Source organism: Mycobacterium sp. DHQP2018-32-09 (assembly GCF_058148405.1).
The window spans coordinates 14,648-28,851 of the sequence record NZ_JBYVYK010000032.1 but is presented as its reverse complement, the minus strand read 5'-3'; the positions used below and the strand labels follow the sequence as shown (position 1 = coordinate 28,851).

The window sequence follows — 14,204 nt, the reverse complement described above, 5'->3', positions numbered from 1 at the left end:
TCATCCAACACCACTCGCGGTGGGTTGCGGGGTCAGATCATGTCGTGCTTGGTCAGCCACTTCATCACGGGCCAGCCGACGAAGACGGGCAGCCAGCAGGTCAGCACGCGGTACAGCAGCACGGCGGGCACGGCGATGGCGGCCGGCACCCCGAACGCCGCGAGGCCACCGATGAGCGCGGCCTCGACGGCGCCGACACCGCCGGGTGTGGGTGCCGCCGAGGCCAGGGTGCCGCCGATCATCGTCACCACGGTGACGGTGACGAACGAGGTGTCACCGCCGAATGCCTCCACGCTGGCCCACAGTGCCAGGGCGGCGCCGAGAGTCGTTGCACCGCAACCCAACACGATGAGGGCAAGCCGCTTGGGTTCGCGTGCCAGCTCGGCGAGGTCGTGGGCCACCTCGCCGAGGCGGGGGCGCACCGCGGTCCCCAGCCAGCGGCGCGCCTTGGGGATGAACAGGAACGTGCCCACCACGCCGAGGGCGGCGCCGCCGATGAGGTAGAGCACCGTCGCCGACGGCACGAAGTGCTCGAGGTTCGCCGACGCGCCCGCGACCGCGGTGAAGAACACCAGCAGGCACACGTGGGTGATGACCTGGACAGACTGCTGCAGCGCCACGGCCGCCGTCGCGCGCAGCACGCCGAGGCCGGACTTCTGCAGGAAGCGCGTGCTCAAGGCCAGCCCGCCGACGCCGGCGGGCGTCGTGGTGGCGGCGAACGTGTTGGCCACCTGCATGATGACGAGGTTGCGGAAGTTCACCTTCTCCGACGCGCACGCCCACAAGGCGGCCGCGGCTCCCACGTAGGTGAGCGCCGACACGGCGAGTCCCAGCAGCGCCCACCACCAGTTGGCGCTGCCCAACTCGGAGAAGAACGCGGGCACCGTCGAGATGAACGGGTAGGCGACGTAGACCAACGCCACCAGCAGCACCATCTGGATGAGCTGGTTGCGGGTGAACCGCGTGATGGTCTCGGCCGTGATGCGGTCGGCGCCGGTCTGCCGCTTGACCTCGTCGCGCGCGTTCGCCATCACGTGCTTGACGTCGGGGATCGAGCGCCGCAGCCGCGGCGGGACGGCGGCGATGGTGAGCCTGCGGGACGCCACGAGCACCGTGTCGACGTCGAAGGCGGCGATCGCCGCCGACACCGCGTCCGTCGGGCCGGACAGTGCCGTGGTGGTGACGAGCAGTTGCGCGACGTCGGATTGCAACTGCGTGTCCGACGCCCCGTACTCGGCGGCGCCGAAACCGCCGAACAGCGCGCCGTCCTCGGTCACCGTGATCTCCTTGGCCCGCAGGTCGCCGTGCGAGATCTGGTGGGAGTGCAGTCGAGCGAGCGCATCCCAGGCAGAACTCACGGGGTGTTCGGCGGTCAACGGGGTGCCGCGCGCCTCGGAGTGGGCGTACAGCGTCCACCCGCGATCGAGGGCAGCGACGGCCAGCGTCGTGGTGTTGGACAGCCCGAGGTCGTCGATGGCGATGGCCATCAGCGCGCGGTGCTCGACGGCGCGGCGCATCGACGTCTGCAGCGGGGCGGTCTCGTCGTTGCGCAACGTCAGGTGCCGCCAGAGTTGGCGCATGGCGCCGCCGCTGCGTTGATTGGGTCCGTACATCTCGACGACCGCGGGTGCGGTGCCGTCGACGCAGTCGGCCGACAGCACCAGCGGTCCCGGGCCCGCGGGTCGCACGACGCGCAAGGCGCAGACGGTGCATCCGCGGCGACCGAGCGCCCGGACGGCACCGGCGAGGGGGACCTCGAGGGCGGGGGTTCCGACGACGAGGACCACCAGGGCGCCCACGAACCAGCCGACCGACAGTCCCAGCAGGGAGCGGGCCGGCACCACGGCGCTCACGACGAGGTGGATGGGCACGAACGCCAGCAGCAGGGCCCACCACCAGCGTCGCCAGCGGGCGCGCACCCAGGGGCCGGACACGGTGAGCACGGCCGCCAGCATCGCGATCCAGCGCGGATCGTCGAGGAACTGCGACAGCGTGGTGTTGAGGCGTTCGCCGAGGTCGAAGTGCCAGCGCGGCGCGGCGATCCCGTTGGCGGTGATGGACAGCGCCAGGATGGCGAGCAGACCCGCGGCGGCGTAGGCGCCCAACAGCTTGTACTGCCGCGCCAGCACCAGCCCGATGAAGATCACGAACGGCAGCGCCAGGATCGCGATGCCGTAGATCAGGTACACCAGGTTGGACTGCGTCGGGGTGAGCACGCCGACGATGTCGGAGATCGACTTCTCCAGCGACACCCAGTCGCGGCGGGTGACCAGCGAGCTGGTGACGATCACCGCCAGGAAGGCGGAGGCGCACAGCAGCCGGAGGATGTCGTTGGTGCGCCGCTGCAGGGGTTGCAGCAGGTCACCGGTGACGGTGACGTCCCGGCCGTCGACGCGCATGGCCCTAGCTTCCCCGCCCAACGGTCGATGCTCCGGCTGAAACGCCGGTCAGCCGGCGAGCGCGGGTCGCAGGAAGTCGCCGGTGACCGTGATGGCGGGGGCCGACGAGTCGCCGCCCACGACCAGCGTGGCGAACGCGATGTCGCCGACGATGCCGGCGAACCAGCCGTGGGAGTGCGTGTTGTCGCCGAACTCGGCGGTGCCGGTCTTGCCGCCCAGGCCCGCGACGTCCCGCAGTCCGGTGGCGGTACCGTCCGCGACGGTCTGGGCCATCATCGCGCGCAGGCTGTCGGCGATCCCGGGGGCGATGGGCGTCGACGTGGTGTCGGCGGTGGTCTTCTCGCCGACGATGAGGGTCGGTGTGACGGTGGCCCCGTGCCCCAGGCTGGCCTCGGCGACGGCGAGCCCGAACGGGCTCACGGTGACGGTGCCCTGCCCGATGCCGTTCTCGACCTTCTGCGCTCCGGTGTCGGCGTCGGGCACCTTGCCGGTGACGGTGGTCAGCCCGGGGATGACGTAGTCGACGCCGATGCCGAACGTCTTGGCCATGTCTGGCAGCGCGTCGGCGGGCAGGCGGTCGGCGAGCACGGCCATGGTGGTGTTGCACGAGCGCGCGAACGCCGTCGACAGCGGGACGGTGCCGAGGTCGAAGTCGTCGTCGTTGGGGATGGTGCGGTTCTCCACGGTCACGCGACCGGGGCAGGCGACGGGGCTCTCGGGCGTGGTGATGCCCGCGCTCAGCGCGGCGGCGGTGGTGATGGTCTTGAACACCGAGCCCGGCGGGAAGATGCCCGAGAACGCGATGGGGCCCTGGGCGTTCGCGGCCGCGTTCTGTGCCGCGGCCAGGATGCCACCGGTGCTCGGCGAGATCGCGACGACGACGGCCGGCCGGGCTTCGGCGGTGACCGCCCGTTGCGCCAGGGCCTGCAGGCGGTTGTCGAGCGTGGTGCGGATGGGCGGGGTGTCGCGGGGTGGGATCGAGGCCAGCTCGGCCGTGGGCTTGCCGGACCCGTCGACCAGGTCGACCGACCATCCCGCGGCGGCGTCGATGCGTTTCTGCCACTCGGCCTGCAGGCCCGCAGTGGCTGGCGAGATGAGATCCCGGTTGGCGGTCAGCAGGTCGCCCTGCTGCGTCACGGTCACGCCGGGAATCCCGGCGAGACCGTCGGCGACGGTCGCGAGGTCGTCCTGACGCAGCCGGATGACCGTCACCGCGTCGTCGTCGGTCTGCGTGAACTGTTGGGCGATGGAAGCGGCGGTGATGGTCGGGGCGAACCGCGCCACGAGCGGTGCCAGCGCGGCGGCCGAGTCCGCGTGGTCGCGCGCGAGCGTCACGACGCCGACGGTCTGCCACGTCATCAGCGGTTGCCCGTCGCGGTCGGTGACCGGCGTCAGATAGTTCTTGTCATCGCTGAACTGGAAGGTGGCGCCCGGCGTCAGCTTGGGGTGCAGGTCGGTGAGCGCCCATTGCACGCACCACCGCCCGTCGCGTTGCGTCGTGGTCACGCGGGAGTCGTAGCGCAGGGTCTTGTCGGGGCCGAGGTCCCAGCGGTAGGTCAGCGTCGTCTTGCCATCGTCGTCCGGGTCCGACGCGGTGACGCCCAGCGTGGCGTCCTTGCCCATGCCGTTGAACATCGAGACCAGTGCCGCGGTGGCGGCGTCGGGATCGGTGGTCATGGCGGCGGCCGCGGCGACGTCCCGGTGGCTCAGCGCGTCGGCGAAGCCGCCGACCGCGCGTTCCGCGGTGTCGTCGGAGGAGCAGGCCACCGAGCCGGTCACAAGGGTCAGCAGCAGGAGGAGCGACAGGGCGCATCGTCGGGTCATGGCTCTTCGAGGGTAACCATCGGCGTCGGCGCCGGCGTGGTGGCTCGCGGGGCGCGGCGAACCGTCGCTGCGGGTGCCGGCCCGGCGTCGGCCGGTCAATCCCGCGGGACGCTCAGCGCGAGCACGGCCGCGTCGTCCTGGACGCCGGATCCCAGGCGGGTGATGAGATCGCGGATGGCGCCGACGATCTCCTCGGCCGTGGAGGGGGAGTGGGCCCGGGCGAAGTCGAGCAGCGCCCCGGTGTCGTCGAAACGTTCGCGCGGGCCGGTGCGGGCCTCGGTCAGGCCGTCGGAATAGAGCAGCAGGGTGTCCCCGGGGTGCAGGGTGAACCGGGTGGAGACGAAGCGCGGGTTGCGGATCATGCCCACGGCCTGACCGCCGATGGTGTCGGCGTAGACGGCGCTGCCGTCGGCACGCAGCACCAGGGGCGGTGGATGTCCGCCGCTGCTCATCTCGACCTGAAAGGCGTTGTCCCTGGCTGCGATTCGTCCGTACAGCACGGTGCAGAAGCGCGTGCTGTTGCGCCCCGGGGCGTTGTCGAGCACGGCGTCGAGCGCGTGGAGGACCTCCACGGGATCGTCGTCGAGCGTCGCCGCGGTCCGCAGCGCATAGCGCGTCAGTGCGGTCAGCACGGCGGCGTCCACGCCCTTGCCCGCGACGTCGCCGAGGAAGAATCCCCAGGTGCTGCGCGACAGCGGGAACAGGTCGTAGAAGTCGCCGCCGATCTCGTGCGGCGACGCCGGGTGGTAGTGCTCGGCGGCCTGCAGACCCTCGGGTTGCGACAACGACGGCGGCAGCAGTGCCATGCGCAGGGTGTCGGCGAGCGCACGGGTCTGGGCCTGTTCCCGTTCGGCGCGCCGCCGTTCGCGGAGCAACTCCCGTTCGTAGGCGCGCCGGTCGCTGGCGTCCTGGGCGGTGACGCGCATCGACTCGACCGTGCCGTCGGGTGCCCGCTTGACGTTGGCGGTCACGAAGATCGGCAGCCTGCGGCCATCGGCGGTGACGAAGTCCAGGGTGACGCCGCTGAGTTCGCCGCTGAGCCGCAGCAGCGGTCCGAAGTGGGTCTCGTAGTGGATGGTGCTGCCGACGGTCATCAGATCGGTGAGCAACCGGCCCCGCAGGGCCTCGCGGGGATGACCCAGCCACGCGGCGAGGGTCGCGTTGGCGCGCACGATCCGGCCCTCCGGCGATGCCACCACGTGTCCACACGGCGCATGCTCCCAGAAGTCCTCGGTGTCCATCGGGGCCGTCGCGGGAGCGTCGTCGGGAGTCATCGGGTGTCGAGGAAGTCCAGGATCGCCGCGGCGGTGGCGTCGGGATGGCTCGTGTGGGGACTGTGGCCGACGGAGTCGAGGGTGACCAGACGGCTGCCCGGCACGTGGGCGTGCACGTACGCGCCGACCTCCCGGGGTGCGATCGCGTCCTGTGCACTCTCGATGATCAGCGTGGGAACCGTGACGCGGGGCAGGTCGGCCCGGTTGTCCGCCAGGAACGTGGCGCGGGCGAACACCTCGGAGTGCGCCGGGTCGTTGCGACAGAAGGTGGCCACCCAGTCCCGCTGCAGGTCGGGCCGGTCGATGCCGGCGACGGCGGGGGCCATCGTCTGAGACCAGCCGAGGTAGTTGCTGTGCAGCGATTCGAGGAGTTCGTCGATGTCGGCTGCGGAGAAGCCGCCGCGGTAGTCGCCGTCGTCGACGTACCGCGGCGACGGCGTGACCAGCACCAACGCGTCGAACGACGCCGGCTTGGCGTTGGCGGCCAGCACGCCGATCATGGCTGACACCGAGTGGCCGACGAACGTCACGCCGGGGGCGTCGAGGACGTCGGCCTCGAGTGCGTCCATCAGGTCCACGACGTCGTCGGCGAATCCCTGCAGCGAGGAGTACTTGGCGGCATCCCACGCCAAGGGGTCCGCCCCGCCGCAGCCGACGTGGTCGAAGAGCACCAGGCGGTACCGGGTGCGGAGGCGTTCGACGAGGGGGCGCCACATGTTCTGGTCGCAGCCGAAACCGTGCGAGAGCACGAGGGTGGGCCCCTCGTCGCCCAGCACGGTGACGTTGTTGCGCGCGAACACCTCCATGGCGACATTCTGACACCCTGGTCAGCGTCGCCGTCGCCGCTCGGCGTTGCCGGTCGGTTCGCGGGACGGGAGGATTCCGGGCGGCGGGAAGATCGGGCGGCGGGAAGATCGGGCGGCGCGGAAATCGGGTGGCGAAAGAAAATACAGTGCCAGCCATGGCCGACTACCGCTTCGTCACCTACGAAACCCTCGACGAGGGCACGATCGCGCGGATCATGCTCAACCGTCCCGAGCAGCGCAACGCCCAGCAGCGGGGCCTGCTGGTCGAACTGAACGACGCGTTCCTGCGCGCCGAGGCCGACGATGCCGTCCGCGTGGTCATCCTCGGCGGACACGGGCCCATGTTCTCGTCGGGTCACGACCTGGGGTCGACGGTGATGATGTCGGAGTTCAAGCCGGGGCCCGAGCAGCATCCGACGTTCCGCGAGAACGGAGCGACCCGCAAGGGTGCGGAGAAGTTGATGCTGCAGGAGTGGCACTACTTCTTCGAGAACACCAGGCGGTGGCGTGACCTGCGGAAGATCACCGTCGCACAGGTGCATGGTGACGTGTACGCCGCGGCGCTCATGCTGATGTGGGCGTGCGACCTGATCGTCGCCGCCGACGACACCCACTTCGCCGACGTCGTCGGCACCCGGCTGGGCATGTGTGGCGTCGAGTACTTCGCCCACCCATGGGAATTCGGTCCCCGCAAGACCAAGGAACTCATGCTCACCGGTGACTCCATGACGGTGCAGGAGGCGCACGCGCTGGGCATGGTCTCGAAGGTCTTCCCGGCCGACGAACTGGCCGATCGGACGCTGGAATTCGCGCGCCGCATCGCCCGCGTACCGACCATGGCCGCGCTGCTCGTCAAGGAGTCGGTCAACCAGACGCAGGACAACATGGGATTCCACAATGCGCTGAACGCCTGCTTCTCGATGCACCAGCTCAACCACGCCCACTGGGCCATGACCCATGGCGGCGGGTTCCCGGTGGCCGACGAATCCGACGGCGTCCCGCACTGGCGTGATGCGCCGAAGGTCAAGCCGGCCGACGGCGCCACGCCCTAGTCACCCGAGCAGATGGGCCACCAGCAGTCGGCGTCCAGGGGAATGTGCCCGTGGCGGTGGGGGTTGTAGCGGCGGGGCGCAGCGGGCGGAAGGGTCGGGCATGACCACGTGGGGATTTCACGAGGGAGAACTCGCGGTGCAGCGGCTCGCCGGGGTGGAGCACGCGGCCAAGCGGCTGGAACCCATGCTGCTGCCTGCGGATCTGTCGGGCGGCGCAGCGAGGTTCCTTGCGTCCCAGACCTTCGCGGTTCTCACCGGACGTGACCGCGCCGGCCGACTGTGGACGTCACCGGTGGTGGCGGAGGCCGGATTCCTGCGCGCGCTCGATGACGTACGGCTGCGCGTCGACGCCCAGCCGCGCTGCGGTGACCCGTTGCACGGCCTGCCCGCCGGGCAGGCCGTCGGACTCATCGCCATCGACTTCGCGGCGCGACGGCGGTTGCGCGTCAACGGCGCCCTGACCATGTCCGACGATGCTGGACTGGAGATCCGAGCCGATCAAGCGTATGGCAACTGCCCCAAGTACATTCACCGCCGTCGGCCGCGGGTGGCGGCGCTGACGGCGCCGGTGGACGTGCGGACGTCGTCCTCGCTCGGCCCACGCGAGGCGGCGTCGTTCGCGGGTGCCGACACGATCTTCCTCGGGACCACCCACCCCACGCGGGGCAGTGATGCGTCGCACCGCGGCGGACCGCCCGGGTTCGTGCACGTGACGTCGCCGGACCAGCTGTGGTTTGCCGACTTCGACGGTAACGACATGTTCAACAGCTTCGGCAATCTCGCCGTCGACGCCGAGGCGGCGCTGCTGGCCGTCGACGTCGAATCGGGGCTGAGCGTGCACGTCAACGGCACCGCCCGGGTGGCGTGGGACGAGGCGGGCGGGCGGCGGCTGGAGGTCGACGTCGCGGCCGTGGTGTCGGCCGCCGGGCCTGCGTAGCGCCGGAGCGCCTCGTGGACGGACGCACCGGCGGGTCCGGCGCCATGCGGTGACGTCGGTGTGGTCAGGTGGGCACCATGACGCAATCCAATCCGGCGCCGCTGACCGGCGTCACGGTCGTCACCATGGAGCAGGCCGTCGCCGCACCGCTGTGCACCCGCATTCTCGCCGATCTGGGCGCGCGGGTGATCAAGGTGGAGAACCCGGACGGTGGCGACTTCGCGCGGCACTATGACGACGTGGTGCACGGTCCCGGCGGATTGGCCGCGCACTTCGTATGGTGCAACCGCGGCAAGGAGTCGGTGGCACTCGACGTCAAGTCACCCGAAGGACGCGACGTGCTGCACCGGTTGCTCGACCGCGCCGACGTCTTCGTGTCCAACCTCGCGCCGGGCGGGGCGGCGCGGCTTGGCCTCGCCGCCGGTGACCTGGCCGCCCGCCACCCGCACGTCATCCCGCTCGAGATCGACGGCTACGGTCCCGGGGGACCGCTGTCCCATCGCCGTGCCTACGACCTGCTGATACAGGCCGAGACGGGATCGTGCGCCGTCACCGGGCATCCCGGCTCACCCGCGAAGCCCGGTCCCGCCGTGGCCGACGTCAGCACCGGGCTGTACGGCGCGATCTCGGTACTCTCCCTGCTGTTCGCCCGGTCGAACGGTGCGGCAGGCGTGGCGGGGCCGGCGGTGCACCTGAGCCTGTTCGACGTGATGACCGACGTCATGGGGTACGCCCTGACGCATGCCCAGCACTCGGGGACCGACCAGGAGCCGCTGGGTGTCGGATCGCCCGCAGTGGCGCCCTACGGTGCGTTCCCCACCCGGGATGGGCAGATCGTCGTCCTGGGCACGACCAACGACCGGGAGTGGCAGCGCTTGGCCCGCGCCGTGATCGGTCGCCCCGACCTTGCCGACGATTCGCGGTTCGCCACCAATCAGCGTCGTTGCGAGCACCGCGAGGAGCTGCACGCGGTCATCGGATCATGGTGCGGGAAGCACGATCTGGCTGACGTCCATCGCATCGCCGACGCAACGGGCATCGGCAACGCGCGGTTCAACCGACCCACCGAGGTCGTGGTGCACCCGCAGTTGTCGGCACGCGACCGGTGGCGCCGCGTCGACACGCCGCTCGGGCCCATCGATGCGCTGCTGCCGCCACCGTTGATCGGCGGGTACACCCCGCCCATGGGCCCGGTGCCCGGGCTGGGACAGCACACCGACGCGGTGCTGCGCGAGGTGGGCTTCTCCGATTCGGATCTCGTTGCCATGCGCGCCCGCGGCGTGCTCGGACCGGCGTACCGTGACGGGCATCCCGCGGTGGCGGGGGAGAGCGAGGGCTGATGCGCGAGACCGTGATCGCCGGCGCGGTCCGAACACCGGTCGGAAAGCGCAACGGAGGCTTGGCCGGTCAGCATGCGGTGGATCTTTCGGCGCTGGTGCTCGACGAACTCGCGATGCGCACGGGCATCGATCCGGAAGTCGTCGACGACGTCGTGTGGGGGTGCGTGTCTCAGGTCGGTGACCAGTCGAGCAACATCGCGCGGTTCGCGGTGCTGGCGGCGGGATGGCCGGAGCACGTGCCCGGCACCACGGTCAACCGGGCCTGCGGGTCCAGCCAGCAGGCGCTGGACTTCGCGGTCCACGCCGTGATGGCGGGCCAGCAGGACGTCGTGGTCGCCGGCGGCGTCGAGGTGATGAGTCGCGTACCGTTGGGCGCCGCACGCGCGACGGGACAACCGTATGGTCCGAAAGTGCTTGCCCGCTACCACGGCTTCGCGTTCAACCAGGGCGTCTCCGCCGAGCGGATCGCGCAGCGGTGGGGCCTGTCGCGGGGCCGCCTCGACGAATACTCGGCGCGCTCGCACGAGCGCGCGGCGGCGGCTCAGGACGCCGGCGCGTTCACCGAACAGATCGTGCCGGTGTTCTGCGACGGGGACGCCGCAGCGACGCCGGTCGTCGCCGACGAGGGCATCCGGCGCGGGACCACCGCAGCGCGGTTGGCCGGCCTGCCACCTGCCTTCGAGGACGGCGGCATCATCCACGCGGGGAACTCGTCGCAGATCTCCGACGGCGCCGCAGCGCTGCTGGTGACCACGACGGAGCATGCGCTGCAGTTGGGGCTGACCCCGCTGGTGCGGTACCGGGCGGGCGCGGTGTGCGGTGCCGATCCCACGCTCATGCTCACCGCACCGATCCCGGCCACCGAGAAGGTGTTGCACCGGGCAGGGCTGTCGCTGTCGGAGATCGGCGTGTTCGAGGTCAACGAGGCGTTTGCGCCGGTTCCCCTGGCGTGGCAAGCCGAGACCGGCGTCGACGAGGCATTGCTCAACCCGCTCGGCGGCGCGATCGCGCTGGGGCACCCGCTGGGCGCATCCGGGGCGGTGCTGTTGACGCGGATGATTCATCACATGCGCGACAACGGGATTCGCTTCGGCCTGCAGACCATGTGTGAGGGCGGCGGAACGGCGAACGCGACCATCGTGGAACTGCTGCCGTGACGGCGTCGCCCAGAGGCCGCGCGCTGGTGCTGGCCGCCACGGCGTTCGGGCTGCTGGCCCTGCTCGCGGGCGGGCTGCAGGGGTGGGCTTACGTCCGCACCGGGTACGGCCGGCACCTGGTGGTCGGGATCTTCGCTGCGGCCGTGGGCATCTGCGTGCTTTTCGGCGTGCTGGCTGCCGTGCTGCGAAAGCGCTGAACCCGCACGATCACCGCGGCCGGTTCAAGACCCGGCCGGCTGCCTCCCAGTGTTCGTCGGACACCCAGAGCTTGGCGAACGCGGCCACGGCCTCCTCGGGGGTGGCGCCCGCAACCACGCGCTTGACCTCGCCGGCGGCCCGATGAGCCAATCGGGTGGCCAGGGAACGCCATTCGGCGTCGAAGGACGCGCGCGGCACCACCTTCTGCACCAGGCCGGCGCGTTCTGCCTCGGCGGCGTCCAGGATGATGCCGGTGCCGGCGAGCAGCAGCGCCGTGCTTCGGCCCACCAGTGCCGCGAGGCGTTCGGCGCCGCCCCAGGCGGGCATGATCTCCAGCGTCACCTGATTGAAGCCGATCTTGACGTCGTCGGCGGCGACCCGGATGTCGGCCGCCACCGCCAGTTCGGCGCCTCCGCCCAGCGCGTGACCGTTGAGTGCGGCCAACACCGGGCCGGGGAAGTTCGCGATGCGGTCGCACACGGTGCGCATGCGCCACGCCATGTCGGCGGCCTCGGCCTCGGTGCGCAGGGCCGCGAGTTCCTTCAGGTCGCCGCCCGCGACGAAGGCCTTGTCACCCGCCCCGGTGATGGCCAGCGCGCGGCAGCCCGCGGCGCCATCGAGCGCCTGGTCCAGGAGGTCCATCGTGGCCAGCGAGATCGCGTTGCGGGCGTGCGGCCGATCGATCGTGATGATGGCCAGCCCGTCCTCGACGTCGAGGCCGACCTCGGGGCCGATCTCCTGACCGACCCTGCGACTGTCGTCCAATTCCTGCTCCTCGTGCGGCATTCGCCTCCGCGGTAGCGCAGAGTAGCATCGCGACGGTGCAGCCTGCCGATCTCGTGTTGTCCGGCGGTGGGGTCAAGGGCGTCGGATTGGTCGGTGCCGTCGTCGCGCTGATGGACGCCGGGTATGCGCCGCGCCGCGTGTCGGGGACCTCGGCCGGTTCGATCGTCGGTGCGGTGGTCGCGGCGGCCTCGCACACCGGCGACATGACCGGGGCCGACGTCAAGGATCTGGCACTCGGCCTGGACTACTCGAAGTTCCTCGATCCGGGTCCCGTCGAGCGTGTCCCGCTGCTGGGTCCGGCGTTGGCGCTGGTCCGGGGGTCGGGCATCTACCGCGGTGACTACGCCAGGGACTGGGTGCGCAGCCAGCTCGCGACTCTGGGCGTCCACACGTTCGGCGATCTCGCGCTCGACGACGACGACCTGCCGCCGGAGCAGCGTTACCGGTTGGTGGTCACGGTGGCCGACACGACGACCGGTCAGCTGGTGCGACTGCCGTGGGACTATCGCCGCGTGTACGGGTTGGATCCGGACGAGCAGCCCGTGGCCGACGCGGTGCGGGCGTCGATGTCGATTCCCTTCGTCTTCCGTCCGGTCATGCTCACCTCGGCCGGCGGCCGGACGTCGCAATTGGTGGATGGTGGCATCCTGTCGAACTTTCCCATCGACTCGCTGGACCGCACCGACGGCCGGACGCCCCGGTGGCCGACCTTCGGGGTGACGGTGCTGCCGAATCTGCCCGACGGCAACGACGCGGTCATCCCGGCGCTCGCGGCCTTGCGGGTGCCGCCGGTGTCGCGGGTGATCGGGGCGCCGCACCTGCTGGAAGACGTGATCACCACCGTCTTGGTGGGACGCGATCAGGCCTATCTCAACCAGCCGTGGGTGAGCGCCCGGGCCATCCGCGTCGACTCCACGGCGGTGGGCTTCCTCGACTTCGACATCACCGACGCCGAGGTCGAGGCGCTCTACGGCAACGGGTACGCCGCGGCGCAGCGGTTCTTGGCCGGCTGGGACTGGGATGCCTACCTGCGACGGTTCCGGTGACGCCCGAGACGCCGCGGGCCGTGGCGGTCATACCCCTCGCCGGCGTCACCGCGGACGCGGCGCTGAGCCCGGTCGCCGGGGTGCCGGCGGTGGCGCGCGTCGTGTCCGCGCTGCAGGAGTGCGTCGGCGTCGAGCGGACCGTCGTGGTGGCCGGTCGTGGCGTCGCCGCCGTGCGTACGGCCGTGCCCGGCGTCGCGGTGCTGGAGTGCCCGCCGCCGGCCACTCGGGCGCAATGCCTCGCCCTTGCGTTGGATCACCTTGGCGTCGAGGGGTTTTCGCCGGTGCTGGTGGGTGATCACCGGGCCCCACTGGCTTCTGCCGAGACCGCGGCCCGAGTGCTGGCGGGATTGGTGGCGGGGGCCGAGGTGGCGGTACCGGCGCTGCCGATGACCGACACGGTGAAGTCGACCGACGCCGGGGGTGCGGTGCGCGACACGGTGGACCGGGAGACGCTGCGGATCGTGCAGTACCCGCGGGGCTACGCGGCGACGACGCTGCGGGCGGCGCTGGCCGGAGCCGACGAATCGTGCGACGAGTTCGCGGCGGTGCTGGCGGCGGGCGTTCGCGTGGCGATGGTGGCGGGCGACGCCGACGCGGTGACGGCCGAGTTGCCCGCGGACGTGCCCCTGCTGGAGGCGATCATCGCGACCCGCCGGTGAGCCGGGCGGCGAGCACGTGCGCGGCGATCTCGACGTCGTGGGGGTAGGTCACCTTGAAGTTGCCCGCCGACCCCGCGAACACGTGGACGGCGACGTCGGTGAATCGTCTGATACAGGCCGAGGTGTCGGTGCCGTCGAAACCCGCCGCGTCGGCGGCGAGGTAGGCCGCCAGCAGCGGAGCGGCGCGGAACGCCTGCGGGGTCTGCACGCGGACCAGGGGACCGGACACCGCCGCCGGGTGGCCGCCCCCGTCGTCGCGCACGACGTCGCCTGCGGGTACCCCGGGGATGGCGCCGCCGAAGGTGCGGGCGGTGTGCAGCGCGGCCGACATCAGGTCGGGCCCGGCGAGCGGCCGCGCCGCGTCGTGAACGAGCACGACGTCGACGGCGCCGGACTCGATGTCGGCGCGCAGGTGGCGCAGCACGTTGAATTCCGATCCGTGACGGGTGTCGCCGCCCTCGACGAGTTCGACGTCGTGCCCGGCGACCTCGGCGGCGAGCATGCGTTCGGCGACGCCGCGTTCGCCGCGGCGGTAGACCAGCACCGTGCGGTCGATCTCGGGGGTGTCCGCGACGGCGGTGACCGACCACGACACCATGCTGGCGCCGGCCAGCGGCAAGTAGGCCTTGTTGCCGTCGGCTCCCACCCGGGTGCCCATGCCGGCGGCCAACACGACGCCCACCGCACGCGGGCGCGGTGACCTGGGCGAGGTACTGGGCACCGGCT

General features: G+C 71.3%; 13 protein-coding genes. 7 read left to right on the top strand and 6 right to left on the bottom strand.

Going from position 1 to position 14,204, the window contains the following annotated elements; translation table 11 throughout:
- Window positions 1–32 precede the first annotated feature (32 nt).
- The 4 genes from AC30CM_RS16475 to AC30CM_RS16460 form a co-directional block, all read right to left on the bottom strand.
- Window positions 33–2,399: a lysylphosphatidylglycerol synthase domain-containing protein gene (locus AC30CM_RS16475; protein WP_490117972.1), complete on the bottom strand. Its 2,367-nt coding sequence runs from the start codon at window positions 2,397–2,399 to the stop codon at window positions 33–35.
- A gap of 48 nt (window positions 2,400–2,447) precedes the next feature.
- The gene (locus tag AC30CM_RS16470) at window positions 2,448–4,223 is read right to left on the bottom strand and encodes a penicillin-binding transpeptidase domain-containing protein (RefSeq protein ID WP_490117971.1); all 1,776 of its coding nucleotides are present in this window, start codon (window positions 4,221–4,223) and stop codon (window positions 2,448–2,450) included.
- 95 nt (window positions 4,224–4,318) lie between these two features.
- Window positions 4,319–5,497 (bottom strand): PP2C family protein-serine/threonine phosphatase, encoded by a 1,179-nt coding sequence (locus AC30CM_RS16465; RefSeq protein WP_490117970.1) that lies wholly within the window; start codon window positions 5,495–5,497, stop codon window positions 4,319–4,321.
- The gene (locus tag AC30CM_RS16460) at window positions 5,494–6,303 is read right to left on the bottom strand and encodes an alpha/beta fold hydrolase (protein WP_490117969.1); all 810 of its coding nucleotides are present in this window, start codon (window positions 6,301–6,303) and stop codon (window positions 5,494–5,496) included. The genes AC30CM_RS16465 and AC30CM_RS16460 overlap by 4 nt, the downstream gene beginning before the upstream one ends.
- 155 nt (window positions 6,304–6,458) lie before the next feature.
- Here AC30CM_RS16460 and AC30CM_RS16455 point away from each other — a divergent pair, with 155 nt between their 5' ends.
- The 5 genes from AC30CM_RS16455 (at window position 6,459) to AC30CM_RS16435 (ending at window position 10,986) form a co-directional block, all read left to right on the top strand.
- Complete coding sequence (locus AC30CM_RS16455; protein ID WP_490117968.1) at window positions 6,459–7,355, top strand: enoyl-CoA hydratase; 897 nt, start codon at window positions 6,459–6,461, stop codon at window positions 7,353–7,355.
- 100 nt (window positions 7,356–7,455) lie between these two features.
- Window positions 7,456–8,292, top strand: coding sequence for a pyridoxamine 5'-phosphate oxidase family protein (locus AC30CM_RS16450; RefSeq protein ID WP_490117967.1), 837 nt, complete (start codon window positions 7,456–7,458; stop codon window positions 8,290–8,292).
- A 77-nt stretch (window positions 8,293–8,369) separates the two neighbouring features.
- On the top strand, window positions 8,370–9,632 hold the full coding sequence (locus AC30CM_RS16445; protein WP_490117966.1) for a CaiB/BaiF CoA transferase family protein: 1,263 nt from the start codon (window positions 8,370–8,372) through the stop codon (window positions 9,630–9,632).
- Window positions 9,632–10,789, top strand: coding sequence for a thiolase family protein (locus tag AC30CM_RS16440; RefSeq protein ID WP_490117965.1), 1,158 nt, complete (start codon window positions 9,632–9,634; stop codon window positions 10,787–10,789). The genes AC30CM_RS16445 and AC30CM_RS16440 overlap by 1 nt, the downstream gene beginning before the upstream one ends.
- A complete protein-coding gene (locus tag AC30CM_RS16435; RefSeq protein ID WP_490117964.1) occupies window positions 10,786–10,986 on the top strand; it encodes a hypothetical protein in 201 nt (66 codons plus the stop codon). Before AC30CM_RS16440 ends, AC30CM_RS16435 begins: the two co-directional genes overlap by 4 nt.
- 10 nt (window positions 10,987–10,996) lie before the next feature.
- On the opposite strand, the gene AC30CM_RS16430 is transcribed toward AC30CM_RS16435, so the two are convergent.
- The gene (locus AC30CM_RS16430) at window positions 10,997–11,722 is read right to left on the bottom strand and encodes an enoyl-CoA hydratase/isomerase family protein (protein WP_490118013.1); all 726 of its coding nucleotides are present in this window, start codon (window positions 11,720–11,722) and stop codon (window positions 10,997–10,999) included.
- 77 nt (window positions 11,723–11,799) lie between these two features.
- On the opposite strand from AC30CM_RS16430, the gene AC30CM_RS16425 reads away from it, so the two are divergent.
- Window positions 11,800–12,819, top strand: a complete 1,020-nt coding sequence (locus AC30CM_RS16425) for a patatin-like phospholipase family protein (protein ID WP_490118012.1) — start codon at window positions 11,800–11,802, stop codon at window positions 12,817–12,819.
- A gap of 20 nt (window positions 12,820–12,839) precedes the next feature.
- Entirely contained in the window at window positions 12,840–13,478 is a 639-nt protein-coding gene (locus tag AC30CM_RS16420; protein WP_490117963.1) for an IspD/TarI family cytidylyltransferase, read from the top strand.
- Here the strand turns inward: AC30CM_RS16420 and AC30CM_RS16415 are convergent.
- Window positions 13,459–14,199: an IspD/TarI family cytidylyltransferase gene (locus tag AC30CM_RS16415; RefSeq protein ID WP_490117962.1), complete on the bottom strand. Its 741-nt coding sequence runs from the start codon at window positions 14,197–14,199 to the stop codon at window positions 13,459–13,461. The genes AC30CM_RS16420 and AC30CM_RS16415 overlap by 20 nt on opposite strands.
- Window positions 14,200–14,204 lie beyond the last annotated feature (5 nt).